A 25,921-nucleotide genomic window follows, 5' to 3' on the forward strand; every position below is an offset into this window, starting at 1 on the left:
GGCAAGCGCTTGCCGTCCGCCTCTCGAGAGGGTCCCCATGTCTCCAGATCGTCCCCACCGTCCGCTGCGCGCGGCCGTCGTCGGCGCGGGGGGTATCGCACGGTCCAGTCATCTGCCCGCCCTGCGGACGCTGGCCGCGGAAGGGGAGACGGACGTCGTGGCCGTGGTCGACGTGGACGACACCGCGGTCCGCGCGTTCGCCGACACGTTCCGGATCCCCTACGCGTCCACGGACCTCGACACGATGCTCGCCGAAGTCCGACCGGACCTCGTGGTGCTGTGCACCCCGCCCGCCGTTCACCGCGAACAGTCCGTCGCGGCCCTGCGAGCCGGTGCCTGGGTGTGGTGCGAGAAGCCGCCGTGCCCCTCGCTGGCCGACTACGACGCCGTGGGGGCGGAGGAGAAGGGCGGCGACGGGGACCCGTACGCGTCGATCGTCTTCCAGCACCGCTTCGGTTCCGGCGCCCGGCACGTGCGCCGCCTGCTGCGCGAGGGCGCGTTCGGCCGCCCGCTGGTCGCGCACTGCCAGACCACGTGGTACCGCGACACGGCCTACTACTCCGTGCCGTGGCGCGGCCGTTGGGCGACCGAGGGCGGCGGCCCGGCCATGGGGCACGGCATCCATCAGACGGATCTGCTGCTGGATCTGATGGGGCCGTGGACCGAGGTCCGCGGCATGGCGGCCCGCCTCGTGCACGACGTGGAGACCGAGGACGTGTCCACCGCCCAGATCCGGTTCGCCGACGGTGCCGTCGGCACGGTCGTCAACAGCGTGCTCAGCCCCGACGAGGTCAGCCGCATCCGTATCGACTGCGAGCTCGCGACCGTCGAGCTGACGCACCTGTACGGCTACCGCAACGCCGACTGGCGCATCACGCCCGCTCCCGGTGTCCCCGAGGAGACCGTGGCCGGCTGGCACGACTTCGGTGAGGACGAGCCCAGTTCGCACCTCGCCCAACTGCGGTCGCTCGTCGCCGATATCAGGGCCGGACGGCGCCACGCCACCAGCGGCGCCGGCGGACGCCGCACGCTCGAGTTCATCACCGCCCTGTACAAGTCCGCGTTCACCGACACGCCCGTCCACGCCGGTGACATAGGCCCCGGCGACCCCTACTACACCGCCCTGCACGGCGACGCCCCGGGCTGGGCACCGGCCGCACCCCACCAGGAAGAGGACCCCGCATGACGCTCGCACTGACCCATGCCCACGGCGACCGCATCACCGTCGCTCACGCGGCCACCGGCACCGAGCTCCTCGCCTACGTGTACCGGCCCGAAGCCGCCTGGGAGGCCCCCAAGCCGTATCTGCACCCGATCCGCACCCTGTCCGGCGCGGTGGTCACCGACTACCGGCCCAACGACCACCGGTGGCACAAAGGACTGCAGCTGACGGCCTCCCACCTGTCGGGCCAGAACCTCTGGGGCGGCAACACCTACGTGCACGGTGACGGCTACCTCGCCCTGCCCGAGAAGGTCGGCTCGATGGCCCACGTCGCCTTCGAGGAGGTCTCCGCCGCCGACGGCCGTGCCGTCATCGCCGAGCGCCTGACCTGGCACCCGCACGACAAGGAGCTGTGGGCGGACGAGGAACGCCGCATCGAGGTGCGCGACGTGGACGCGGACACCGGCAGCTGGTCGCTGACCTGGACCTCGGCCGTCACCAACCGGCGCGACGAGCCGCTGCGCTTCGGCAGCCCCACCACCCATGGCCGCCCGGCCGCCGGATACACCGGCCTGTTCTGGCGCGGACCGCGGGCCTTCCGCGACGGCCGAGTCTTCACCGCCGAAGCGGACGGCGGCGACCTGATGGGCAGCCAAGCCCCCTGGCTGGCGTACGTCGGCGAGCACGACGGGCGCGACGGCCACGCCACGGTCGTCTTCGAGCACGCCCCGGCCAACGACCACGCGGGCGACAAGGGGACCCACCCGGCGCACTGGTTCGTACGCAGCGACCCGTTCGCCGCGGTCGCGCCCTCCTGGGCCTTCCACGAGGAACTCGTCCTCGCCCCCGGCGACACACTCACCCGGAGCTACCGTGTGACCGTCGCCGACGGCGCCTGGGACCGCGAGCAGGTCGCCGCGCACCTGCGGGGACACGCGTGGTGAGCGCGACGTACGACGGCTTCCCGGCGGCGGTGGGTGTGTCCCGGCTGACCGTCTACGACTGGCCCACGGTCGACGGCCGGCCCGGCGGCGGCACCCCTCACCTGCACCTCACGTGCAGCGAGGGATATGTGGTGACGGCCGGCCGGGGCACGGTGCAGACCCTGACCACCTCCGGCTACGAGGAGACACCGCTGGAGCCTGGCACCGTCGCCTGGTTCACGCCCGGCACGATTCATCGCCTCACCAATGACGGCGGCCTCCAGATCACCGTCGTGATGCAGAACAGCGGCCTGCCGGAGGCGGGCGACGCGGTGCTCACCCTCCCCCAGGGCCTCCTCACCGACGCCGAGACCTACGCGACCGCGATCCGTATCCCCGCCGACGTCCCCGAGGCCGAGCAGGTGGCGATCGCTCGTACCCGGCGCGATCTGGCCACCCGCCGGTTCCTGGAACTGCGCGAAGCCACCGAGGGCGGCGATCCGGAACCGCTGGCCGCGTTCCAGCGGGCGGCCGCCGAGCTGATCCGCCCGCGCCTCGACGCGTGGGAGCAGCGCTGGAGGGACGGCGCCCACGCAGCGGCGGCGGCGACCGGGTCCCAACTCGACTCCCTGCGCGCGAAGGACACCGGACACCTCGACCGAGCCAGGGTGACGGCGACCGGGCCCACCGCCCGCGGACGCTTCGGCATGTGCGGCCGGCTGGACGTCTACCCCGGCATCTGACGTCCGGCCCCGGGGCCGCCGCCGTCCCTCCCTCTCCCCCCCTCCATCCACGCACCGTCCCCTGGAAGGCCCCCCATGCCCGAGCCCCGAAGCGGCCGGCGCCCACTCCCCCGCCGGGCCGTCCTGGCCGCGGCCGCCGTCGGCCTCAGTACCGCCCTGACCTCCACGCTCTCGGCCTGCTCCACCGCGAGCGGCAGTACGTCCAGCGGCGTCACCCTCACGTTCTCCTGGTGGGGCAACGACGACCGTGCCGCGCGTACCGAGCAGGCGGTGCGGCTCTTCGAGAAGGAACACCCCGGCGTCACCGTCCGCACATCGAGCGGGGACTTCGGCGCCTACCTGCAGAAGCTGGCCACGCAGGCCGCCGGCGGAGGCATGCCCGACGTGGCCCAGCTCGACTACCGGCAGGTGTCGCAGTACGCGGGCGGGGGCGCGCTGATGCCGCTGGACGACGTCATGAAGGACAAGACGATCCGGACGTCCGAGATGAGCAGGGACTTCCTGCGCACCGGCACGTACAAGGGCGGGCAGTACGCCCTCCCCATGGGCCGCGGCATCACCGGATACGCCTATGACGCCGCCGTGTACAAGAAGGCCGGTATCCCGGCACCACAGCCCAGTTGGACCTGGCAGGACTGGGAGAAGGCCAACAAAGGGATCGCCGCGCTGGGGCTGAAGTCCCCCGACGGCCGCCCCTACACAGGTGCCAACGACGGCGGGGGCAACGAGGACGTGTTCGAGACCTGGCTGCGCAGTCGCGGCGGGAAGCTCTACGCGAGCCAGACCGAACTCGGGTTCACGGAGGACGACCTCACCGCGTTCTGGACGTTCTGCGACCGTCTCCGCAGGGAAGGCGCCATCGCCCAGGCCAGGGACACCGTGCAGGCCAACAGCACCGAGACGAGCCCGATAGGCCGTGGCCTCGCCGCCGCCGACTTCACCTGGGACGCGCCGTTCCCCGGCTACCCGGTGCTGCTCGGCGACTCCGTCCACTTCGCACCGGTCCCCACGACGGACGGCCGCCAGGGCGCGTACTTCAAGCCGAGCATGCTCATCGGCATCGGAGCGCACAGCGAACACCCCAAGGAGGCAGCCCAGTTGGTCGATTTCCTCCTCAACGACCAAAGGGTCGGCGACATCCTCGCCTTCTCCCGCTCCACTCCGCCCAACCGGAAGATCGCCGCCCGCGTCGCCAAGACGCTCAAGGGCCCCGAACGGGAGATCTACGAGTACGCGCAGACCATGGAGAGGTACGGCCTGGACGCCCCGCCCACCGCACCGCCACGGGGCGATGTCGCGGTCCAGACCGCGTTCATCCGCGAATACCAACGCGTGATGTACGGCCTGGCCACACCACGCCAGGCGGCGCGCGAACTCATCGACGAGGCCAACCGGGAGCTGAGGTCATGAGCACTGTGTCGACCAGGGCACCCGCGCGCCCCGCACCCGCCACGGACCGGAATCCGCCGTCCCGCCGGCGCCGCCAGGTGCGTGAACGGCAGTGGCCCGCCTATGTGTTCCTCACCCCGTGGATGATCGGCGCGCTCGTCCTGACCCTCGTGCCGATGGCCGTCTCCCTGTACCTGTCCTTCACGGACTACAACCTGTTCGACCCGCCGCACTGGGTGGGCCTGCGCAACTACACCGAGATGCTCACCGACGACCCCCGCTACTGGCGGTCGGTCGGCACCACGATGCTGTACGTCGTCGTAGCCGTCCCGCTGAAGCTGGGCCTCGCCCTCGCTGTGGCGACGCTGCTCAAGAACCTCGACCGCGGCCGGGCGTTCTACCGCTCCGCGTTCTACGCGCCGTCCCTGCTCGGGGCGAGCATGTCCATCGCCCTGGTGTGGCGCGCGCTGTTCAACGACGGCGGCACGGTGTCCGGCATTCTGGACTCGGTAGGCATTCACGCCGGCGGCTGGGTGGGCAACCCCGACCTCGCGGTGTACGTGGTCGTCCTGCTGACGGTGTGGCAGTTCGGGGCACCCATGGTGATCTTCTTGGCGGGCCTTCAGCAGATCTCGCCCGATCTCTACGAGGCCGCGGCGCTCGACGGCGCGGGCCGATGGCGGCAGTTCGTCTCCATCACCGTGCCGATGCTGTCCCCGGTCGTCTTCTTCAACCTGGTGCTGGAGATCATCAACTCCTTCCAGGTCTTCACTCCGGCCTTCGTCATCAGCGGCGGCAAGGGCGGCCCCGCCGACTCGACCATGTTCTACACGCTCTACCTGTACGAACGCGGTTTCACCGCCTCGCACATGGGCTACGCGGCGGCGATGGCCTGGATGCTGCTGATCGCCATCGCCGCGATCACCCTGATCCTTTTCCGGACCTCCCGGTCCTGGGTCTTCTACGCGGACGAGGAGGGCCGATGAACATCGCCACGAAGCGGTGGCTGCCGCACACGGTCGCGGCCGTCGGCCTGCTCGTACTGCTGTATCCGCTGGCCTGGCTCCTCGCCACGTCGCTCAAGCCGGCCGACGAGGTGGTGACGAGCCTCGACCTGTGGCCCAGCCACCTGGAGTGGTCGAACTACACGACCGCCCTGGACGGGGTCTCGGGCATCAGCGTCACGCGGCTGCTCGGCAACACGCTGCTGATCGCGGTCGGCGCCGTCGTGGGCAACGTCCTTTCCTGCTCCCTGGCCGCCTACGCCTTCGCCCGGCTGCGCTTCCGCATGAGCAAGGTGATGTTCGCGTTCATGGTGGCGACGCTGATGCTGCCGCACCACGTCGTCCTGATCCCGCAGTACATCATCTTCAACCGCCTCGGCATGGTGGACACCTACTGGCCGCTGATCCTGCCCAAGTTCCTCGCCACCGAGGCCTTCTTCGTGTTCCTCGTCGTCCAGTTCATGCGCGGCCTCCCGCGCGAGCTGGAGGAGTCCGCCCGCATCGACGGCTGCGGCGCCTTCCGCACGTACTGGTCGATCACACTCCCCCTGACCCGGCCCGCGCTGATCACCACCGCCATCTTCACGTTCATCTGGACATGGAACGACTTCTTCACGCAGATGATCTATCTGTTCGCGCCGGAGAAGTTCACCATCACCCTCGCCCTGCGCAGCTTCGTCGACCAGTCCAGTACCTCCGCGTACGGGCCCATGTTCGCCATGTCAGTGATGTCGGTCCTGCCGATCGTGCTGTTCTTCTTCGTCTTCCAGCGCTATCTCGTGCAGGGCATGGCCACCTCCGGGCTGAAGGGCTGAGCCGCCATGACCCACACGTCCGGCGCGTCCACCGCCTCCAGCCGGGTTCGGCGCGATCGCCGGGAGCCCGGCGAGGTCTTCGGGCCGAGCTTCTCCCTCTTCGCCGACGTCCTCCTGGTCGGCCTGCTCACCACGGCGGCCTGCCTCCCGGTGGTCACGGCACCCGCCGCGTTCGCCGCCGCCTCCGCCACCCTTCGTCAGTCCGCCGACCACGGCCTCCCGGTCAGAGCCGGTACGTACGTCGGGCACCTGCGCGCACGACTGACCGCGCGGTTACTGGCCGCCGGGTGCGTTCCTCCGCTGCTCGCCCTGGTCCTCCTGATCGACGCCGCCCTGCTGCGCAGTTCGCTGCCCGGAGCGGCCGTCATGTCGCCCGTGCTGGCGCTGCTCACGCTGGGCGCCATGGTCGTGGGGCTGCGCGCGACCGCGCTGGAGGCCCCGTATCGGCTGTCCGCGCGGGAGGGTCTTCTGCGCAGCGCCGCCGATCCGCGCGGCACCTTCCTGCTCGCCGGCGCCGTACTCCTGAGCGTGGTCCTCGCCTGGTCGATTCCCCTGCTGACGCCGCTGCTGCCCGGGCCGCTGGCGTTCGCCGCCACGGTCGTGGAGCTCCGATCCCCCGCGGGCTGACCCGCGGTAGCGCCCCGCCCCTCTGCACTCACGTACGACACCACGGGAGTTCTCGCATGACCTATCCGCACCTGGACGCCGCCGGCCACCCGCGCCCGCAACTCGTCCGTGACCCCAACTGGCGTGACCTGAGCGGTCCGTGGCAGTTCGCCCACGACGACGCGGACCGCGGCCGCTCCGGCCGCTGGATGGACCCGGACACCACCGAGCCGTTCACCGCCACCGTCACCGTGCCCTACCCGCCCGAGTCCGAGGCCTCGGGCATCGCGGACACCTCCTTCCACCCCGTGCTCTGGTACCGGCGCACGATCGAGGTCACCCGGCCGGCCTCGGGACGGCGCCTCCTGTTGCACTTCGGCGCGGTCGACCACCGAGCCGAGGTGTGGGTGAACGGACAGCTCGTAGGACGTCACGAAGGCGGCCACACGGGCTTCTCCTGCGATCTCACCGACGCCGTCCTCAAGGACGGGGAGCAGACCGTCGTCGTCCGGGCCGAGGACCAGCCGCTCGACGCCGCGCAGCCTCGCGGCAAGCAGGACTGGCGACGCGATCCGCACGTCATCTGGTACCACCGCACCTCAGGGATCTGGCAGCCGGTGTGGCTGGAGGACGTCCCGGACGCACACATCACGCAACTGCACTGGACCCCCGACGTCGCCCACGCCCGCGTCCGCTGCCGGATCCGGCTCAGCCAGTGGCCGCAACGTCCGACGGCCGTCACCGTGCGCCTCACCCGGGGCGATCGGGTGCTCGCCGAGCAGCGCACGCTGACCGACGGGCAGGAGACGGAGTTCGATGTCGCCGTAGCGGCCCTTCGGCACGCTCAGGACCTCGACGAACTGCTGTGGAGCCCCGACCGGCCGCATCTCGTGGACGCGACCGTGACGCTGAACGACGCGGCCGACGACACCCCCGTCGACCGCGTCTCGTCCTACCTGGGGCTGCGCGACATCGGCTGGGACGACGGCGTCTTCCTGCTCAACCACAAGCCGTACTTCCTGCGCTTCGCGCTCCAGCAGGGCTACTGGCCCGCATCCCATCTCGCGGCCCCGTCCGAAGCGTTGCGCCGCGACGCCGAACTGGCCAAGTCCATCGGCCTCAACGGGCTGCGCATCCACCAGAAGATCGAGGATCCCCGCTTCCTCTACTGGGCCGACCGGCTCGGTCTGATGCTCTGGGAGGAGATGCCGTCGGCGTACACGTTCGGTGCGCAGACCGTCGAGCGGGTGGTCGGCGAATGGACCGAGGCGATCGCCCGCGACCTCAGCCACCCGTCGATCGTCGCGTGGGTCCCGGTCAACGAGTCGTGGTCCGTCCCGAACCCGGCGCTCGTCCCCGCCCAGCGGCACTTCATGGACAGCCTCTACCACCTGACCAAAGCCCTCGACCCGTCGCGTCCTTCCGTGTCCAACGACGGTTGGGAGATCTCCGCCGCCGACATCTGGGGTGTGCACGACTACACGCAGGACGCTCAGGTGCTGCGCGAGCGGTACGGGCGCTCCTCGTTGCGGCAGGGCGAGATTGTCGAGCAGTGGCCGGGTGCCAAGCGGCTCGTCCTGGACGGCGTACGCCACCAGGGGCAGCCTGTCGTACTGAGTGAGTTCGGCGGGGCCACCTTCGAACCGGCCGAGGGCGCCGAGTGGTTCGGCTACGACACCGTGAGCACGAAGGAGGACTTCGCCGAGCGGCTGGCCGGGCTGGTGGGCGCCGCGGTGGACTCCGGGCTCGCCGGTTTCTGCTTCACCCAGTTCACCGACACGGAGCAGGAGATCAATGGCCTGTTCTCGGCGGACCGTCAACCGAAGCTCCCTGTACGGGAGTTGCGCGAGATCCTCACCCGGACCCGCAGCCTGGGCCGAGGCGCGCCGTAAGGCGCGTCACCGGTCGTCAGACGGTTCCCGCGGGGCCGGGCGGCAGGTGGACGGTCATGATGAGATGGCAGGTCTCCGTGCCGGAACCGCGGTAGGTGTGGGGGGCGTTGCCGTCGAAGGTGGCTGTCTGTCCGGCCTCGACAGGGTGCTCGGTGCCATCGACCTCGAGGATCATCTCTCCGGCGGTGACGCTGACGGTTTCGACGACTCCGGCCTGGTGGGGGTGGCTGGGATATGCCTCGCCGGGTGCCAGCTGCCAGCGCCAGACCTCGACCGGGGCGGGGCTCGAGGTCGTCAGCATGAGCCGGGCCTCACTGCCCCGCTCCCCCGTCCACAGCGGCATCACGGCACCGGCGGTCACGACACGAACGCGCCCTTCGGCCGGCCCCTCCATCAGGGCGGACACCGAGACGCCGAGGGTGTCGGCGAGCCGGACCAGCGTGGCGAAGTTCGGGTTGCCCTGAGCCTTCTCCAGTCCGACCAGGGCCCCCTTGCTGACCTTGGCGCGCCGGCCGAGTTCGTCCAGGGACAGGCCCGCTCGGGTACGGGCCGCCCTGACGTTGTGCGCGAGCGTGCGCAGGGCTTCCTCTGCCTCGGCCATCCGATCACCATCCTCCCCGGTGGACCACTGCAATGCACCGTCCGGTCGGTTGGTTGACACAGCGCGGTCGGTCCGTTGTACGGTCTGGTCGTTCCGCTGCAAGACTAAGGGATGTACCCGTGATCGCTCTGCTGCTGGCTCTGGGCAGCTCACTCGCCTACGGCTGCGCCGACTTCCTCGGCGGCCTCGGTGCCCGAAAGGCGCACGTGCTGCGCACCGTGATGGTCGCCGCCCCGGCCAGCCTCGCGGTCGAGCTGCTGCTGTGGCCCGTGCTCGGCGCGTCGTTCGGCCCGGGCGTCGTGGGCTGGGGTGCCGCCTCCGGCGTCGCCTCGGCGGTGGCGTTCGCGCTCCTCTACAAGACCCTGGCCATCGGCCCGATGAACGTGCTGTCCCCGGTCACCGCGCTGGTGTCCGCCGCGCTCCCGGTCGGCGTGGGTCTGATGCAGGGCGAGCGGCTGGGCACGGCCGGGCTGCTCGGCCTGCCGCTCGCCCTCATCGCCGTCGTGCTGGTCAGCGCCGGGCACGGCGCGGGCTCGGCACGTCCGTCACGCACCGCGCTGCTGCTGGCGTTCGGCGCGGGCGCCGCGATCGCCCTCCAGCTGGTCTTCCTGCACCAGGCGCCGGCGGACAGCGGCGTGGCCCCGCTCATCGTCGGCAGGGCGGTCTCGACAGCGGTCACCCTGACCGCGGCCGGAGTCATGCGCCACAGGCTCGGCCGCGAGAAGCCCGCCTACGCCATGTCGGCCGCGGCGGGTGTGCTGGACTCGGTGGCGAACCTGCTGTTCCTCATCGCCGTCCGCAGCGGAGACCTCACGGTCGTCGCCGTGATCACAGCTCTCTACCCGGTCGGCACGGTGCTGCTCGCCCGGAGTGTGCTCGCCGAACGCATCCACCGCGGCCAGCTCGTCGGCCTGGGCACCGCGGCCGTCGCCGTCAGCCTCCTGGCCCTCACCTGAACCGGCCCACCACCCCACAAGGAGAAGAGCGTGTTCATCCAACCCTGGGACGCAGCACTGGACGAGGGCGAATGGCAGACGTGGATCGCGGAAGGCCACGACTTCGGCCAGCTCGGCGTCAACGGCCTTCCCGGCCAGGCCCCCGTGGTCGTCCCCACCCACTTCACCGGCGACGACAACCAGCTTCTGATCCACTTCGCCCGCCCCAACCCGGTCTGGAAGGCGATCGAGCACGACCCGAACGTCACGTTCACCGTCATCGGGGACTACGCCTTCATCCCCGGCCCCTGGCGCGCCAAGCCGGACACGACACCCACTGACGGCGTCCCCACCAGCTACTACGCGGCCGTTCAGTTCACCTGCCACGCCCACATCGTCGACGCCCCCGAGGCCAAGGCCGAACTCCTGCGCCGCCAGCTCGCCCACTTCCAGCCGGACGGTGACCACGCCCCCGTACTGGTGGACCAGCCTCCGTACGGCCGCATGCTCCCCGGCATCCGCGGGCTGCGCCTGGACGTCATCGACGTGGTCGCCAAGTTCAAGTACGACGACCACAAGCCCGCCGAGCACCGCACCACGGTCGCGGACCGCCTCACCGCACGGGGCGAGGCCCTCGACGTACCCACGGCCCGCCAGCAGCTCCGACGCCTGGACCGCACGGGCGACTGGAAGGCCTGACAGGGCGGGCGCGTTCCCCCGGTCAGGGACTGGCCGGCATCGCCCGCGGTCCACTCCGTGACGCTGGACGCGCCACGCCCTCAACTGCGAACGGACCCACACGTCGCCGCCGGGCAGAGCGGTTGCGGCAGTGCTCGTCCGCCCTGGCACAGACCCACCACAACACCCATGACACGTACGGCGGTCAACGCCACGTGCCAGGGGGCGGCACGCGTCCCTGGCGTGCGGAGTTACGGTACGCACATCGTTACTCAGAGAGGTCAGGTAGCCATGTCGAAGACGGTGACCGCACAACTGCCGGAGATCCGCGATGAACTCGCCGCCTTCTACAAGGATCTGCACCGGAATCCCGAGCTCTCGCTCCAGGAGACACGCACCGCAGGTCTTCTGTCGAAGCGCCTGCGCGAGGCGGGCTTCGACGAGGTGGCCGAGGGAATCGGCGTCACCGGCGTGGTCGGGGTACTGCGCAACGGCGAGGGGCCGGTGGTCATGCTCCGCGCGGACTTCGACGCCCTGCCGGTGGAGGAGAAGACCGGACTTCCCTACGCCAGCCAGGCGCGAGGCGTGGACCACGAGGGCCGCGACGTACCGGTGATGCACGCCTGCGGTCACGACATGCACGCCGCCTGCCTGACCGGTGCCGCCATGTTGCTCGCGCGGTCGCGTGACCAGTGGCGCGGCACACTGCTGGTGGTGTTCCAGCCGGCCGAGGAACTCGCGGTCGGCGCACGCGGGATGGTCGACGACGGACTCTTCGAGCGGTTCCCCGAGCCCGAGATCGTGCTGGGCCAGCATGTGGGACCGTTGCCCGCCGGGGTCATCGGCTACGGCACGGGCCCGGTGATGGCCGCCGCGGACTCCCTCGACCTCACCCTGCACGGGCGCGGCGCCCACGGATCCCGGCCCGAGGCGTCCATCGACCCGGTGCTCATGGCGGCCAACGTGGTCACGCGGTTGCAGGGAATCGTCGCGCGGGAGGTGCCTCCGGCGGAGACCGCCGTGGTGACCGTGGGTCGCCTGCAGGCGGGCACGAAGGACAACATCATCCCCGACAAGGCCGAGTTGGGGATCAACGTCCGCACCTTCACCCCGGCGATCCGCGACAAGGTCCGTGACGCCATCGAGCGCATCGCCACAGCGGAGTCGCAGGCGAGTGGCGCCGCGGAGCCGCCGGAGTTCGCCTGGACCGGTGCCGCGCCGGCGCTGGTGAGCGATCCGGAGGCGACACAGGCCACGGTCGCCGCGTTCGCGGAGCACTTCGGGCAGCAGCGGATCATGACGATGCCTCAGGTGAACGCGAGCGAGGACGTGGGTGTGTTCGGTGAGGTGCTCGGCGTGCCGACCGTCTTCTGGTTCTGGGGCGGCCTGGACACCGAAACGGTTCTCGGCGCGCTCCAGGAAGACCGGCTGGACGAGCTGCCGAGCAACCACTCGCCCCACTTCGCCCCCGTCGTCGAGCCCACCCTGAGCACAGGTGTGGAAGCACTCGTCGTCGCCGCACTCACCTGGCTCGCGGACGCGTGAACCCGGTGGTCCCGCCGGCGTTCACCGATCGCCGGCGGGCCCGTCGCCACCGAGTGTCTCCAGCAACACGTCGACGACCTCGTCGACCTCCGCGTCGGCCAGGTCCTCGAACGCCCCGGAATGGCGGGCGAGCAACACCCCGGCGACCGCCGCCACGAGCACGTCGGCCCGCAGCCCCGGCCGGTCCCTGCCCTCCCGGGCGAAACGTGCGCGCAGCGGATCCACGAGCCGGGACCGCAGCGCCGCACGGGTGGCGTCCTGCGCGGCCCCGTCACTCAACGGCTGGACGGCGACCCTCAGCAAAGGGACAGGACCTCGCCGCTCCGCACGTGCGGCGACCTCCCGCAGGCGGGGCTCGGTGAGCAGGTCGTCCGGCGCGACGTCTCCGTGTTCGGCGCGCAGCACCTCCACGTACAGCAGGGGCTTGCTGCCGAAATAGCGTGCGATCAGGGCCGGGTCCACCCCGGCCCGCTCACCGATCTCGCGAACGGTGGTGCGGTCGTAGCCCCGCTCGGAGAAGAGTTCGGTCGCCGCCCGCAGCAGCGCCTCGCGGGTGCGGGCGGAGTTCCGGCGCGGGCCGGCGTCCGCGCCGCTCACGGGCGGCTCGGCTCGGGGCGCGCCCGCTCACCCGTGGCGACCGGGGCGATGTGGCCCGCCGCGACCACGGACGGTCGCAGCCGGGTGCCCGTGCGAGTGAGTACGACGGCGAGGATGCCGGTGATCACGAAGGCGGCGCAGCCGGCGAGGCCCGCGGTGCGGTATCCGTCGTCGGCCGGCAGCGCCGCGCCGGGGCCGGTGGCGGCCTGGAGGATGACCGCGCTCAGCGCGCTTCCGGTCGAGTACCCGATGTACTTCATGACCTGATTGAAACTCATCGCGCTGCCCGTCTCCTGTGCGGGCACGCCGCCGACGATCAGGCCGGGGGTGACCGCGAAGGTGACGCCCACACCGAGTCCGGCGAGCGCCATCATCGTGCCGATTCCCCACAGGCTGGAGCGGGCGAGCAGGAAGCAGACCAGGCCCGCGAGGGAGAGGAGACAGCCCAGCGGCAGCATGCGGGCGGGTGTCGCCGCCGCGCCGAGCATCCGCACCAGGCGGCCGGTGACGAGGCTGGCCGCGGAGAACGGCACGAGCAGCAGACCGGTGACGACGATGGACGAGCCGAAGCCGTATCCGGCGGACTCGGGCGTCTGGACGTAGCGGGTGACCAGGGCGATCAGCAGGTAGGTGCCCACGCCGCCGACCATCGTGGTCAGGTTGGCGACGAGAACGCCGCGATCCTTGATGAGCCGTACCCGCACCAGCGGATGCGTGGAGTGCATCGAGTGCAGGACCCACCCGGCGAGCAGGACTACGGCCGCGACGGCGAGCGCGAGCAGCGGGGCGGATCCCCAGCCCCACCGCTCCCCCTCGGCAAGGGTCACCAGCAGGGCCGCCATGCCACCGGCGAGCAGCAGTGCGCCGGGGAAGTCCATCGGGACCGTGGGGCGCTTCGGCGCGGCGGGCACGACGATCACGGTGGCGGTGAGCGCGGCGGCCGCCGTGGCGGCCGCGAACCAGAATCCGGCGTACATGCCGAGGTACTGGGCGAACAGGCCGGTGATCGGATAGCCGAGGCCGATGCCCGCGGCGGTGGTCAGGGAAAGGGTCGCCACCGCCGACCGTGCCCGCTCCGGAGGCAGCGCGTCGCGGGCGGTGGCGATGGCGAGCGGGACGAGGCCCATGCCGACGCCCTGCAGCGCCCGGCCCACGAGGAGGCAGGTGAGCCCGAGGGGCAGGGCCGCCAGGAGACTGCCGGCGAGGACCACGGCGAGGCCGGTGAGGATCACGTTCTTGCGGTGCGGGCCGTCGCCGAGGCGCCCCATGACCGGTGTGGCGATGGCTCCCACCAGCATCGTCACCGTCAGCGCCCACTGCGCGGTGGAGACGGCGACGTGGTCCTCGGCCGCGATGGTCGGGATGAGCGGTGCCCCGAGGCTGCTGACCACGGCGACGAGCATGCCGAGCGAGACGAGGACGGGCACGAGAGCCCGTGGGTGGCGAAGTGCGGATGCCGATACGGCAGAGGTACGCGCGGACGCCGGCATGGAGGGCTGCAAGGGAAATATACCGTTCTTGTCATCAGGCGATGTCATTGAATGATGACATAGTTCGGCGCTCGCTCCGGCCGCCCCCACCTCGGAGAGGCGGCCGCACGTCGCGTCAGTTCACGACGCGCAATGACCCCAACAGCATCGGCAGCGAGGCGTGCAGCTCCCGTTGCCAGTACGGCCAGCTGTGGGTCCCCGGCCCGTAGAAGTCGGTCGTCACATGCCGGGCACCCGCCCTTTCGAGTGCGCCCGCCAAGGCGTGGTTCTGCCGGTTGAAGTCCGCTTCGAGGGCGTTCGTGGCACCTGGCGGGTCCAGAGGGCCAGCGGTGCCGTCGCCGCACGACAGGTACACAGGGATCGGCTTGAGTCGTTTGGCCAGGTAGTACGGGTCGTGGGCCGCCCACACGTCCCGCTGCGCCACGGGGTCGCCCCAGACCCGGCGCGGATCGTCGCCCTGCCCCGCGAAGAACCCCATGATGCGGCTCACCGACTCGTCGTTCAGCAACGGGTGCACGGATCCGGAGTATGCCGCCGCCGCCTTGAACATGCCGGGGTGCCGGGCCGCGTACATCAGAGCGCCCTGCCCTCCCATGGACAGTCCGGCGACCACGCGACGCGGGCCCGCTCCCCAGTCGCGTTCGAGGAGTCGGCGCAGCTCCTTGGTGTGAAACGTCTCCCAGGCGGGGTCACCACCGTTCCCGTTGTTCCACCAGTCGCTGTACCAGCCGTTCCAGCCGGCCTCCGGCATCACCACGAGGACGTCGCGCAGGCTGTCGATGCGTGCGACGTCCGTCCGGCTCGTCCACGACGTGTAGTCGCCGCAGCAGCCGTGCAGCAGCCACAGGGTCGGCCAGTGCCGGCCGCGGTCGTTCGGGTTCCAGCCGTCGGGCGTGAGCAGTCGGACCTTGACGGTCCGGCCGCCGAGAGCCGGGGAGCGTACGGACAGATCCACCTGACGGTCGGCGACCTGGGTGACGGCGACGACCTCGGCACCGCGGGCGTCGGCGGCCACGGACGGCGGGTTCGGTGTCAGGGTGAGCAGCAGCACGGCCAGGACGAGCAGGAGGCATCTGGCGCGGCGGATCGTGGCGGCGGTCATGGCTGCTCCTGTCGGTGGGGTCATTTTCGGCCGGGGAGGACCAACAGGGCGTCTCCGACCGGCCGTTCGCCGGTCGCGTCGGACGGGGCGTTGATCACGCCCCCGCCCGCGACCATGGTGGTGGACCCGCCGCCGTCGAGGTTGATCGCGTCGCGCAGGCCCAGCGCCTTCGCGACCGCGGCGCTCTCCGGGATGCTGAGTCCGAGCGCGCCGGTGCTGCGTCCGTCGGCCGTGACGAGGACGGTTCGTCCCGCGGCGTCGACTCCGGCCAGCGTGCGCGGATTGCGCTTGTGCACCCAGCCGTAGTAGAAGCTGGGGTTGCCGGGCTGGACCATGCCGTCGGTGGCCACGGTGACGCGTGTACGGCCGTCCCGGACCAGTTCGGGGCCGCCGTTGAGCATGCTGGTGCTCGGGGACGGGGAGACCGCGCGGCCGTGCGAGTCCTTCAACGCGGCCCGCATCCGCAACTGGCGGCCGGTCTGGGCCAGTTCGGTCAGCTGGGGGACGTAGCGTCCGGTCGCCTGCACGGAGCTGCCGCCTTCCGGCAGCGATCCGCCACGCGGCGAGCGCACCTCGAGTACCTTCCCGTGGCGGTCGAGTACGGCCTCGACTCCATCGCCGCTCGGAGTCCGCCGGCCGAACTCGGATGTGAAAGCGACGAGTTCGTCGTCGTCCGTGCAGGTCGCGTCGTGCAGGGGCAGCGAGGTGGGCGTGTCGTCGGCGGTGCCGCCGCAGTTCCTGATCAGGCCGGGGACACGGTTGATCCCGTCCAGCGGGAGCGAGGCGCCCGGGCCGGACAGCTTGCCCTGCCAGGTGAGCCGGACGATGCCGGTCCGGCTACCGGAATCGTGGATCACGAGGGAGGGCCGCCCGCTCACGGGTTCGCTCAGCAGGCGGCCGTCGTACACGCCGACGCCGGCCGGATCCCCGGGGGCGCCGGCCTTCGGGTCGAGGACGAAGAACCCGGCGTTGACCCCGGCGGTCGCCCCGGCCGCGGCCACGAGTTGGCTGGTCGTCTCCCTGTTCTCGAGATCCGGCCCGTACGAGGCTCTCAGCGCGCCGTGGAAGCGGTGCGGGTCGATGGTGAGAACGTCGATCCGCCACGGGCCCCGATCCGTGGGCTCCCCGTCCCACCCCCGGTACACGGCGGCTCCGGTGTATCCGGCCGTCCGCAGCCGGGTGCGCTCGGCCGTGGCCGCGGACTGTGAGCCGAACTCACCGACGCGGACGCGCCATCCGAGCGTGCCGCCCGCGAAGTCCGCCGTCGCCTGTGTGGTGACCGCCTCGGCCCGCGCCTCGAAGCCGTGTTCGCGCAGGTGGGCGACCAGGTCGTCGGCGCTCGCGTGGTCGTTGAGCGCCGACGGTGGCGCGTCGGGGTCCGGTGAGCCGGCGCCGCCGGGGATGGAGACCTCGACTGTCCAGGCAAGCGCCGGGGCATCGGCGCCGCGCACGATTCGGGTGAGCGTGACGCCGGGCTGGAGCTGCTGCGTCGTCCGCGTCTCGGTCAGGTCGGCGGGGCCGAGAGGCAGTGCGCCGACCGGATTCGAAGGCGGCGCCGAGGAGGCCGGAACCGCCAGGCCTCCCACGACGGCAAGGACGGACAACACGGCACCCACGCCGAACAGTCTGCTGTTCACGTGCCCCCCACAGGACGAAGAACGGCTCTCCCGCAACGGTGCTTGTGGTCGAGACCACTCGTCAAGACATGTGCACGTCATCCCTGCACGCGACCCGGCCGGCGACCGTGCGCCCGGTCGATGACGGCCTCCCGCGCACGACCCGCGCCACTCAAGATCGAAAATGTGAAGGCTTCCGGAGTGGCTGGTGACAGCCCTGGACTTTCGTGTTCACGCTGATGCAGGGTGTGCCCACCGCAGTCGGAGCTCCGTCCGGGCCCGCCCCCGGTGGCCCGTGGCCACGGCTGCGCGGGCACCCGTCGGCGCCCGTCCCATTCCAGGTCAACTTCCCCTTGCCCAGGGAAAGTTGCATCTCTCCATGCCCAAGGGAAGTCCAGTGAGCACTCACGGAAGACTCGTCCGCCGCTCCACCCCGCTCGTGCTCGCCGCCGCGCTCACCCTGTCGGCCACCGCCTGCAGCAAGGAACAGGCCACCACGACGGCCGGCGGCGTGAAGCTGGTCAAATCCGGCCAGTTGACGACGTGTACGCATCTCCCGTACGCCCCGTTCCAGTCGGGGAAGGGCAAGAAGGTCGTCGGCTTCGACGTCGACCTGATCGATCTGGTCGCCCACGACCTCGGTCTCAAGCAGCAGATCGTGGACAAGTCCTTCGAGACGATCAAAACGGGTGCGGACCTCAACGCGGGTGTCTGTGACGTGGCTGCCGCGGGCATGACGATCACTCCCGAGCGGAAGCAGCACCTCGCCTTCTCGGTCCCCTACTTCGACGCCAACCAGGCCCTGCTGGCCCGAAAGGGCGTCAAGGCGAAGTCGCTGGACGACATCAAGAGCGGCAAGACCAGGCTGGGCTCGCAGTCGGCCACCACCGGCGAGGACACCGCGCACGCCGCCGGCATCGACTCCAAGTCGTTCGAGAGCTCGGACGCCGAGCTGAACGGACTGCGCACCGGCCAGGTGGACGTCGTCATCCAGGACTACCCGGTGGTCCAGGAGTGGCTCAAGGACCCTGCCAACGCGGCCAAGTTCACCGTCACCGGCACGGTCCGGACGGGCGAGAAGTACGGTTTCGCCGTGCGCAAGGGGGGCAACCCCAAGCTCCTCGCCGCCATCGACAAGGCCATCAAGAAGGCCAAGCAGGACGGCACGTACAAGAAGCTGTACGAGAAGTGGATCGGCCCGATGCCTGCGGAGGCCGTGTCCCAGTGACCTCCTCACACACGCCCGTCGCCGCGCAGGCCCCGACCCAGGCGGCCCCGCGCCCCCGCTTCTCCCCGCGGCGGCGGCGCAGCATGCTCCGCGGTGCGCAGTACGTCGTTCTGGCCGGTGCGGTGATCGCCGTCGCCGTACTGGCCGACTGGCACCAGTTGCAGCAGCAGTTCCTCGAACTCTCCGTGGCCAAGCGGATGTTCCCGGACCTGCTGACGGTGGCGCTGACCAACACGGTGGCGTACACCCTCTCGGGATTCGGCGTGGGCCTCGTGCTCGGGCTGATCGTCGCCCTCATGCGGCTCTCCTCGGTGGCCCCCTATCGGTGGCTCGCGTCTCTCTACATCGAGGTGTTCCGCGGACTGCCCGCCCTGCTGATCTTCATCTTCATCGGGGTCGGCGTTCCCCTGGCGTTCCCCGGCCTCGCCATCCCCGGTGGCGCGTACGGACAGGTCGCCGTGGCCCTGGGGCTCGTCGCCGCCGCGTACATGGCGGAGACCATCAGGGCCGGCATCCAGGCCGTGCCCCGCGGTCAGATGGAGGCCGCGCGGACACTGGGCATGTCCCACGCGAGGGCCATGTGGTCGATCGTCATCCCTCAGGCCTTCCGGATCATCGTGCCGCCCCTTACCAACGAACTGGTCCTTCTCTTCAAGGACTCCTCACTGGTGCTGTTCCTCGGCGTCTCGCTGCAAACGCGTGAACTCACCAAGTTCGGAAGGGACCTGGCCAGCGAGACCGCCAACACCACTCCCATCTTCGTGGCCGGTCTCTGCTACCTCCTGATCACCGTCCCGCTGGGCTACGTGGTGCGCCGCCTGGAGGCGGGCCATGCGAAGGCACGGTGAACGATGAGCGACCCCAGCGAGCCCTCCGGCAACATGAGAGAACACGAGGGGACGGGCATGACGAATGCCACCACCACGACCGACACGCCCACGCCGGCCCGGGCGATAGAGATCCGCGCGCTGCACAAGTCCTTCGGTGACCTTCAGGTCCTGCGCGGCATCGACTTCACCGTCGACACGGGCGAAGTGGTGTGCGTCATCGGTCCTTCCGGGTCGGGCAAGTCGACGTTGCTGCGCTGCACCAACCTCCTGGAACAGCCCACCCAGGGCCACGTCCTCATCGCCGGAACCGACATCACCGACCCGGACGTGGACATCGACCGGCTGCGTCGCCGCATCGGCATGGTCTTCCAGCAGTTCAACCTCTTCGCGCACTTGAGCGTGCTGGACAACCTGACGATCGCCCAGCGCCGGGTGCTGGGCCGCGACAAGGCCGAGGCGGCCCAGGTGGCCCGACAGAACCTGGCCCGCGTCGGACTCGCGGACAAGGAGGACAGCTACCCCGCGCAGTTGTCGGGCGGCCAGCAGCAACGGGTGGCCATCGCGCGCGCCCTCTCGATGGGCCCCGAGCTGATGCTGTTCGACGAACCCACGAGCGCGCTCGACCCCGAACTGGTCGGAGACGTCCTCGGCGTCATGCGCGGCCTCGCGGACGACGGGATGACGATGATGGTCGTGACCCACGAGATGGGCTTCGCCCGCGAAGTCGCCGACCGCGTCGTCTTCATGGACGACGGCGTCATCGTCGAACAGGGCGGCCCCGACGAAGTCCTCGGCAACCCCCAACACCCACGCACCCGCGAGTTCCTGGCCCGTGTCCTGCGCCCGGCGGACACCGTCACGAAGTCCTGACGGGACCCGGCACTTCCCACCCACGGACCGCCTTCCCGGTCCGCGTCGGCCGGGAAGGGGGTCCGTGGCGATCGCGGTCGGGCGGCGTCCGGTCTGGCTCCCTACCTCCGGGCCACGCGATCCGGCCCCGAAACCGGACAGCCGCGAGCCCGCGCAGGTGCGGACCCGACGACGGCGCCGCAGTGTCCGGTACCGAGCTGCCGGAGTGCGAATCCGATTGCGCCTGCCCAGCCTGTTGCGCATCCTGCTGGGATGCGCTTCTCCGTCAACATCCCGAATTTCGGCGACTTCGCCGACCCGCGCAACGTCGCCACCGCAGCGGCCGCCGCCGAACAGGCGGGCTGGGACGGGCTCTTCGTGTGGGATCACGTTCTGCACCGACAGCATCAGGGACGTCCCTTCGGAGACCCCTGGATGCTGCTGACCGCCGCCGCGCTGGCGACCTCACGGATCCGATTGGGCACCCTCCTGACGCCGGTCCCCCGCTACCGGCCGCAGCAACTCGCCCGCCAGGTAGCCACCTTGGACCGGCTGAGCGGCGGCCGGGCGATCTTTGCCGCGGGGCTGGGCGGTCCGGTCGAGGACGAGTACCGCAGCTTCGGCGACGCCGCCGAGCCGCGCGTCCTCGCCGAGCGACTGGACGAGGGCCTGGAGCTGTTGGGGCGCATGTGGTCCGGCGAACCGGTGAACCACCACGGCCGGCACTACGAGGTCCGGGACGTGGCGCTGCTGCCCGCCACCGTGCAGCAGCCCCGCCCCCCGGTGTGGATCGGAGGGTTCTGGCCGCACCGTGCACCCATGCGGCGGGCGGCGCGGTGGGACGGCGCGGTGCCGCTGTTCGAGACCGCCCGGCATGGGCATGTGCCGGACGTGGGGGAGGTACGGGAACTCATCGCCTACGTGCGCGGTCAGCGTACGAACGGCGACGTCCGCCCCTTCGAGTTCGTACTCGGCGGAGCCACGCCCCCGGGCTCGGCCAGAGCCAAGGACGTGATCGGCCCCCTGCACGACGCCGGCGCCACTTGGTGGGACGAACGACAGGTCCAGACGGGTCCGGACCTGGATCGCCTGACCCCGGTTCTCCGTCGTATCGAGGCCGGGCCGCCGGTGCTCTAGAGAAGCGCGGTCCACGCCTGATCCGGCGTCCTCGCTCTCCAGTCGGTCCACCGATGCCGGTCCTGCCGGCGATACTCCGCCCCCGTCGCCAGATTTCAGACTGCGTAGGAGAACACCAGCACCGCGACCGAAAGCCCCAGCATGCCGGCCGGCCGCATACCGCACCCCCCTCGATCGCCAGCGGGATCCCGCCCATTGACGGTCCGCGCGACAGACCGAAGAATGAGCGCCACCCCCACCTGACAACGTTGTCTTGTGAAAGGTCCCGCACATGCCGCACCATCCCAAGCAGGTCGACCGCCGGAGATTCCTGCAACTCCTCGGCCTGTCGGGCGCCCTGGCCGCCCTGCCCTCTGTCGTCGGCGTGAACTCCGCTCAGGCACTGGGCAGTTCCGCCCGACTTGCCGGCTCCGCCTCTCCCCCGGACGAGACAGCCGCCACCTACCACCGCGTTCTGCTCCAGCACACCCACTGGTCCGAGACACAGTGGGACGAGGCACGGGGCTACTACACGGACAAGGACTTCGGTTTCGCCGTCGTCCTCGGCCACGCGGTGCTGCTCACCCACGGCACGTACGACAGTGAGCCCGCCGGCATCGACCGGGACACCCTCAAGGCCCGCACACTCGCCACCATCCGGCACTTCGCGGCGTCCAACCGACTCACGGGCGGGACCCAGTGGGGCCGCAAGCTGTTCTTCGACACCACGTTCCAGTCGTACTTCGTCCTTGCCGCGCGGTTGCTCTGGGACGACCTCGACAGCGCGACGCGCACGAACGTCGACACCATCGTTCGTGAACAAGCCGCTTACACCACGAAGCTGGGTACCGGTGACGACCCGGACTCGGGTGACTGGACGCCGAACGGACTGCAGGGCGGCTACGTGGGCGACACGAAGCTGGAGGAGATGGGCCTGTACGCGCAGACCCTCGCACCCGCCCTCGCGTGGGCGCCCGACGATGCGCGCCGCCCCGACTGGGAGTCCGCCTACGGCACGTGGTCACGCAACGAGGCGGGGCTTCCGCCTGCCGACCTGGCGAATCCGGCGCTCGTCGACGGCGTCGCCGTCTCCCGCAACACGGCCCGGAATCTGTACGACACGTTCATCGTCGAGAACCACGGCTCCTTCGGCCCGCACTACCAGGAGGAGTTGTGGCGTACCTCGGGGCGCAACGCGGCGCACTTCCTGGCCGCCGGGCAGCCGTTGCCGCAGGTGCTGACCGCGCAGCCCAACGCGCTGCCGCTGTGGCGCACGTTGCTGGGGGTGATGAGTGACGCCGGTGAGCCGTTGATGCCGATGGTTAACGACCGCGAGCATCTGTACGGCAGGGACGTGATCCCCCTCGCGTTCCTGGCCCAGGTGGCCGGTGACCGGGCGGCGGCACGGGCTGAACAGGCGCTGGCCGAGCGGCTGGAGGCGTACCAGAAGTACCCGCCCGAGTACCGTCTGGCGAAGTTCTCCGGTGAGCCGAAATATGAGCCGGAGGCGCGGGCCGAGGTGGCCATCAGTTATCTGCTGCACGTGTGGGCGGCTGCGAACGGGCACCGGGTCCGCCCGCTGTCCGAGGACGAGCTCTTCGCCCAGGCGTCGGGAGTCGCGGACTTCGGCACGGGACCCGGCCTTGTCTCGCACCAGACGCGGGCCGCGTGGGCGGGTGCGGTCAGCAAGTCTGGATTCGTGAAGTTCGCCTGGCAACCGCGCCACGACGACTGGCTGTTCAGGCTCAGTGGCGGTACGCCGATGTTCCTGCCTGCGACGACGGGCAAGGTCGGGCAGCGCACGGTCCGGGTGTACACGTCGCTGCGCGACGGCTTCGACGGCAGCGCCACCGTGTTGCGTCTGGACACCGGTTACGCGGGCTTCACGACGCTACCGACGGGCGGGGTCGTCTATGCGACCTCCGGAACGGCCGCCGGGGAAGGGCATCTTGAGGTGCACAACCTCACCATGCCAGGGATGGCCGGCCTCGACGGCGCACGTACCTACCGCTTCGACGAGGGAGAGGTCTCCGTGCGTGCGCAGGATGCAGGTACGCCGGCCACGGCGGCGGCGCGCGTCGACGAGGTGGGCTTCTCACGCACCGCTGTGCGGCACATCCGGATGCTCGGGGTACGGCCCGACCCGACCTACGGATACTCGCTGTACGCGTTCGAGGTGCGCGACGGGGCGAACGGCTCCGACCTCGCGCGCGGCGGAACGGCGGCCACGTCCTCGTACGATCCGGGCAAGGGCCCCGAGCTGGCCTTCGACGGCGACCTGGCGACGCGATGGGCGGTCGCGAAGGCCGAACGCCCACGCGCCGACAGCTGGTTGGCCGTGGACCTGGGCGCCGCGCACGAGGTCGACCGCGTCACGCTGCGCTGGGAAGCGGCAGCAGGGCGCGCCTACCTCGTCCAGGGTTCGACCGACGGCGAGCACTGGGAGGACCTGGCGGCCTGGCCGGTCCCCGAGGTGAGCAGCCGTGGCGGCTGGCTCGACGTCGACGGCCGGGCCGGCCTTGTCGTGCGCGGCTCGGACCACCCGATCGCGGTGTACGGCGACACGATCCTCGCGGCCGACGGCCCCGCGGCGCCCGTGGTGGTCGAGGGGTATCCAGATGTGTCGGCCGAGACGCTGCGCGCGCTCGCACGGAAGGCCTCGGCCACGGCCGGGAACAAGGCGGTCCGGGCGGCGTTCACGCAGGAGCACCTGAGCCTGTTCAACCTGTCGAGCGAAGCCGTCTCCACGACGGTGGACGTGCCGCAGTCCGGTGCGGGTCGCGTGGTGTTCCAGGGCGACCAGACGCTGACCGACAGCGGGACGTCCTACCGTGCGGAACTCCTGTCGGCCGAGGCCCTGTTGCTGGCGCCCCGGCTCACGGTCACTCCCGCACCGGGCGCGGGCCGACTGCCCACCGGGCTGCGCGTGCAGGTCACGGACGGGGCCACCGTGCGGCTGTCCGGAGCCGCCTGCCGCGTCCGGGTCGAGGGACAGCATCGCAGCGAGGTCGCTGTCGTGTCGCGTGGCCGTGAGACGACCGTCCGTCTGCACGGCGCGACCGCGTTCCCCCTCGACGACCTCGCGCTCGGCCGCACCGTGTTCCCCACCGGTCCGCTGCCCGCCGGCATGTCGGACCCGGCCGCCGCGGTGGACGGCGATCCGGCGACGGCGTGGCGACCCGGCCCCGACGGGCGCATGGTCGTCGATCTGGGCGCGCGGCTGCCGGTGCGCTCGGTCGAGGTGGCCTGGACGGTCAGCGGTGCGCCCGCTGTCGGAGTGGAGGTCAGCGACGACGGCGTCGACTACCGAAGTGCGGGCCGGGTCGACGGGCGCCGCCGTGACCGGGAACTCGCCCTCGACACGTCCGCGCGATACGTCGCAGTGCGGGTCGACGGACGACTGCCCGCCGACGCCCGGATCACACGGCTCTCCGTGCGACGCTGAGCCTGTAGGGCTCGCTTCGTGAGGGCCCCGGCCGCGCGCAGGCGGCCGGGGCCCTCATCGGCAACCATCAGCCCCTCCCCCACGGGAATGTCGATGAAAAGACGCCCAACTGCCGTCCGCCCACACCGCGGTGAGCGCGCACGGACCGCTTGCCCGTGCCCGGTCCGCCACCTGGCCGACACGTGGCCAGAACACCATCTCCTGTTAACCTGAACCACAGCGAAGGGGAGTAGTCCCGAGAACCGCTGGTCGACACGCTGGGCGCTCCGGAGCACCCCGGCCACCGGGCTCCCGCACACTGTGCGGGGGCGGACGAGACCTTCGGCCAAGGCATGATCCGGCCCCACTGACGTGTGGGCCGTTCCATCGTGCCGGGCCGAGTGGTTCTCCCGTCGCCCCATGGGTGCCGATGACCTCACGGCCCGGCCCCAGCAGAAAGCAAGACAATGACCTTCGACCCCCTGGCGTTCCTCACCGCCTTCGGGCTGATCTTCCTCGCGGAACTCCCCGACAAGACCATGTTCGCCTCGCTGGCCATGGGCACGCGGATGCGGCCGCTGTACGTGTGGTTCGGCACCTCCACCGCCTTCATCGTGCATGTCGCGATCGCCATCGGCGCGGGCAGCCTGCTCAGCCTGCTCCCGGGCACGGCCGTCAAGCTGGTCTCCGCCGCCCTGTTCGCCTTCGGCGCCGTCGTCCTGCTGCGCGGCGGGGACGAGGACGACGAGGAGGGCGTCGCCAAGACCGTCACCGGTTTCTGGCCCGTCTACACCACTGCCTTCATGGCCGTCTTCATCAGCGAATGGGGCGACCTCACCCAGATCACCACCGCCAACCTGGCCGCCACCAACCCCTGGCTGCCCACCGCCCTCGGCTCGGCACTCGCGCTGATGTCGGTCTCCGCCCTCGCCCTGCTGGTCGGCCGAGCCATCGCCAAGCGCGTCCCCCTCAAGACGGTGCAGCGCATCGGTGCCGCGTGCATGGCCGGACTCGCCATCTGGACCCTGATCGAGGCCTTCACCGGCTGACACGGCAGCATGAGCGCCTGACCGACTCAAGGCCGGTCGATCGGCCGTTCCCTACGCCGGTAGTTCTCCGCCATCCAGGGCACGTCGAACAGCTCGGCCGGATGGTCGATGGCGTGCACGACGTCGTCGACGGTCATGCCCTGGTTGAGCCGCTCGACCACCGCGCCGCGCGGTCCTGCGCAACGCGGCTGCGGTGGCGGTCAGTTGCTCTGGGGCGCCGTCGCGGATGACCGGGACGACCATGGCACCCGAGCCCGGCCAGTGCCGCAGGGTCCCGCCCCTGCTCGAACCGGCGGCCGGGCCACGCTCTCGCACACCGCGGCGGTA

Annotated in this window: 23 protein-coding genes; 17 read left to right on the top strand and 6 right to left on the bottom strand. The window is 70.8% G+C overall.

What is annotated here, in order from left to right:
- The first annotated feature begins 37 nt into the window (after positions 1-37).
- From OHO83_RS02765 to OHO83_RS02800, 8 genes are all read left to right on the top strand, one after another.
- The gene (locus tag OHO83_RS02765) at positions 38-1,186 is read left to right on the top strand and encodes a Gfo/Idh/MocA family protein (RefSeq protein ID WP_329431887.1); all 1,149 of its coding nucleotides are present in this window, start codon (positions 38-40) and stop codon (positions 1,184-1,186) included.
- A complete protein-coding gene (locus OHO83_RS02770) occupies positions 1,183-2,106 on the top strand; it encodes a PmoA family protein (protein ID WP_330278561.1) in 924 nt (307 codons plus the stop codon). The genes OHO83_RS02765 and OHO83_RS02770 overlap by 4 nt, the downstream gene beginning before the upstream one ends.
- Positions 2,100-2,828, top strand: coding sequence for a cupin domain-containing protein (locus OHO83_RS02775; protein ID WP_330278562.1), 729 nt, complete (start codon positions 2,100-2,102; stop codon positions 2,826-2,828). The genes OHO83_RS02770 and OHO83_RS02775 overlap by 7 nt, the downstream gene beginning before the upstream one ends.
- A 75-nt stretch (positions 2,829-2,903) precedes the next feature.
- The gene (locus OHO83_RS02780) at positions 2,904-4,238 is read left to right on the top strand and encodes an ABC transporter substrate-binding protein (RefSeq protein WP_330278563.1); all 1,335 of its coding nucleotides are present in this window, start codon (positions 2,904-2,906) and stop codon (positions 4,236-4,238) included.
- Positions 4,235-5,203 (top strand): carbohydrate ABC transporter permease, encoded by a 969-nt coding sequence (locus OHO83_RS02785; protein WP_330278564.1) that lies wholly within the window; start codon positions 4,235-4,237, stop codon positions 5,201-5,203. The genes OHO83_RS02780 and OHO83_RS02785 overlap by 4 nt, the downstream gene beginning before the upstream one ends.
- Positions 5,200-6,036 (top strand): carbohydrate ABC transporter permease, encoded by an 837-nt coding sequence (locus OHO83_RS02790; RefSeq protein WP_330278565.1) that lies wholly within the window; start codon positions 5,200-5,202, stop codon positions 6,034-6,036. The genes OHO83_RS02785 and OHO83_RS02790 overlap by 4 nt, the downstream gene beginning before the upstream one ends.
- A 6-nt stretch (positions 6,037-6,042) precedes the next feature.
- On the top strand, positions 6,043-6,663 hold the full coding sequence (locus OHO83_RS02795; protein ID WP_330278566.1) for a hypothetical protein: 621 nt from the start codon (positions 6,043-6,045) through the stop codon (positions 6,661-6,663).
- A 56-nt stretch (positions 6,664-6,719) separates the two neighbouring features.
- Positions 6,720-8,534 carry a sugar-binding domain-containing protein gene (locus OHO83_RS02800; RefSeq protein ID WP_330278567.1) on the top strand — a complete coding sequence of 605 codons (1,815 nt, stop codon included), beginning with the start codon at positions 6,720-6,722 and terminating at the stop codon, positions 8,532-8,534.
- Positions 8,535-8,550: 16 nt separating this feature from the next.
- Here the strand turns inward: OHO83_RS02800 and OHO83_RS02805 are convergent, their stop codons facing one another.
- Positions 8,551-9,135 carry a helix-turn-helix domain-containing protein gene (locus OHO83_RS02805; RefSeq protein WP_330278568.1) on the bottom strand — a complete coding sequence of 195 codons (585 nt, stop codon included), beginning with the start codon at positions 9,133-9,135 and terminating at the stop codon, positions 8,551-8,553.
- Positions 9,136-9,254: 119 nt separating this feature from the next.
- On the opposite strand from OHO83_RS02805, the gene OHO83_RS02810 reads away from it, so the two are divergent.
- From OHO83_RS02810 to OHO83_RS02820, 3 genes are all read left to right on the top strand, one after another.
- Entirely contained in the window at positions 9,255-10,091 is an 837-nt protein-coding gene (locus OHO83_RS02810) for an EamA family transporter (RefSeq protein WP_266679268.1), read from the top strand.
- 30 nt (positions 10,092-10,121) lie between these two features.
- Positions 10,122-10,769, top strand: coding sequence for an FMN-binding negative transcriptional regulator (locus tag OHO83_RS02815; protein WP_329431897.1), 648 nt, complete (start codon positions 10,122-10,124; stop codon positions 10,767-10,769).
- A gap of 270 nt (positions 10,770-11,039) precedes the next feature.
- A complete protein-coding gene (locus OHO83_RS02820; protein ID WP_329431898.1) occupies positions 11,040-12,293 on the top strand; it encodes an amidohydrolase in 1,254 nt (417 codons plus the stop codon).
- A gap of 21 nt (positions 12,294-12,314) precedes the next feature.
- Here the strand turns inward: OHO83_RS02820 and OHO83_RS02825 are convergent, their stop codons facing one another.
- The 4 genes from OHO83_RS02825 to OHO83_RS02840 all read right to left on the bottom strand — a co-directional run bounded on the left by OHO83_RS02825 (position 12,315) and on the right by OHO83_RS02840 (position 17,119).
- On the bottom strand, positions 12,315-12,890 hold the full coding sequence (locus OHO83_RS02825; RefSeq protein WP_329431899.1) for a TetR/AcrR family transcriptional regulator: 576 nt from the start codon (positions 12,888-12,890) through the stop codon (positions 12,315-12,317).
- On the bottom strand, positions 12,887-14,317 hold the full coding sequence (locus OHO83_RS02830) for an MFS transporter (RefSeq protein WP_266679261.1): 1,431 nt from the start codon (positions 14,315-14,317) through the stop codon (positions 12,887-12,889). Before OHO83_RS02830 ends, OHO83_RS02825 begins: the two co-directional genes overlap by 4 nt.
- A 178-nt stretch (positions 14,318-14,495) precedes the next feature.
- Positions 14,496-15,482, bottom strand: a complete 987-nt coding sequence (locus tag OHO83_RS02835; RefSeq protein ID WP_329431901.1) for an alpha/beta hydrolase — start codon at positions 15,480-15,482, stop codon at positions 14,496-14,498.
- 20 nt (positions 15,483-15,502) lie between these two features.
- Positions 15,503-17,119 carry a phosphodiester glycosidase family protein gene (locus tag OHO83_RS02840; protein WP_330278569.1) on the bottom strand — a complete coding sequence of 539 codons (1,617 nt, stop codon included), beginning with the start codon at positions 17,117-17,119 and terminating at the stop codon, positions 15,503-15,505.
- A 376-nt stretch (positions 17,120-17,495) separates the two neighbouring features.
- Here OHO83_RS02840 and OHO83_RS02845 point away from each other — a divergent pair, with 376 nt between their 5' ends.
- The 6 genes from OHO83_RS02845 to OHO83_RS02870 all read left to right on the top strand — a co-directional run bounded on the left by OHO83_RS02845 (position 17,496) and on the right by OHO83_RS02870 (position 25,594).
- Entirely contained in the window at positions 17,496-18,326 is an 831-nt protein-coding gene (locus OHO83_RS02845; protein WP_405633992.1) for an ABC transporter substrate-binding protein, read from the top strand.
- Positions 18,327-18,409: 83 nt separating this feature from the next.
- A complete protein-coding gene (locus tag OHO83_RS02850; RefSeq protein WP_382474068.1) occupies positions 18,410-19,174 on the top strand; it encodes an amino acid ABC transporter permease in 765 nt (254 codons plus the stop codon).
- Between the two features lie 57 nt (positions 19,175-19,231).
- The gene (locus OHO83_RS02855; RefSeq protein ID WP_330278571.1) at positions 19,232-20,026 is read left to right on the top strand and encodes an amino acid ABC transporter ATP-binding protein; all 795 of its coding nucleotides are present in this window, start codon (positions 19,232-19,234) and stop codon (positions 20,024-20,026) included.
- A gap of 252 nt (positions 20,027-20,278) precedes the next feature.
- Positions 20,279-21,142 (top strand): LLM class flavin-dependent oxidoreductase, encoded by an 864-nt coding sequence (locus OHO83_RS02860; protein WP_330278572.1) that lies wholly within the window; start codon positions 20,279-20,281, stop codon positions 21,140-21,142.
- A gap of 271 nt (positions 21,143-21,413) precedes the next feature.
- A complete protein-coding gene (locus OHO83_RS02865) occupies positions 21,414-24,566 on the top strand; it encodes a discoidin domain-containing protein (RefSeq protein ID WP_330278573.1) in 3,153 nt (1,050 codons plus the stop codon).
- Positions 24,567-25,012: 446 nt separating this feature from the next.
- Entirely contained in the window at positions 25,013-25,594 is a 582-nt protein-coding gene (locus OHO83_RS02870) for a TMEM165/GDT1 family protein (RefSeq protein WP_266679249.1), read from the top strand.
- A 26-nt stretch (positions 25,595-25,620) separates the two neighbouring features.
- Here the strand turns inward: OHO83_RS02870 and OHO83_RS02875 are convergent, their stop codons facing one another.
- Positions 25,621-25,755, bottom strand: a complete 135-nt coding sequence (locus OHO83_RS02875) for a hypothetical protein (RefSeq protein WP_266679247.1) — start codon at positions 25,753-25,755, stop codon at positions 25,621-25,623.
- Positions 25,756-25,921: the final 166 nt, after the last annotated feature.

Origin of the sequence: Streptomyces sp. NBC_00569 (genome assembly GCF_036345255.1) — a bacterium.
Classification (GTDB): domain Bacteria; phylum Actinomycetota; class Actinomycetes; order Streptomycetales; family Streptomycetaceae; genus Streptomyces.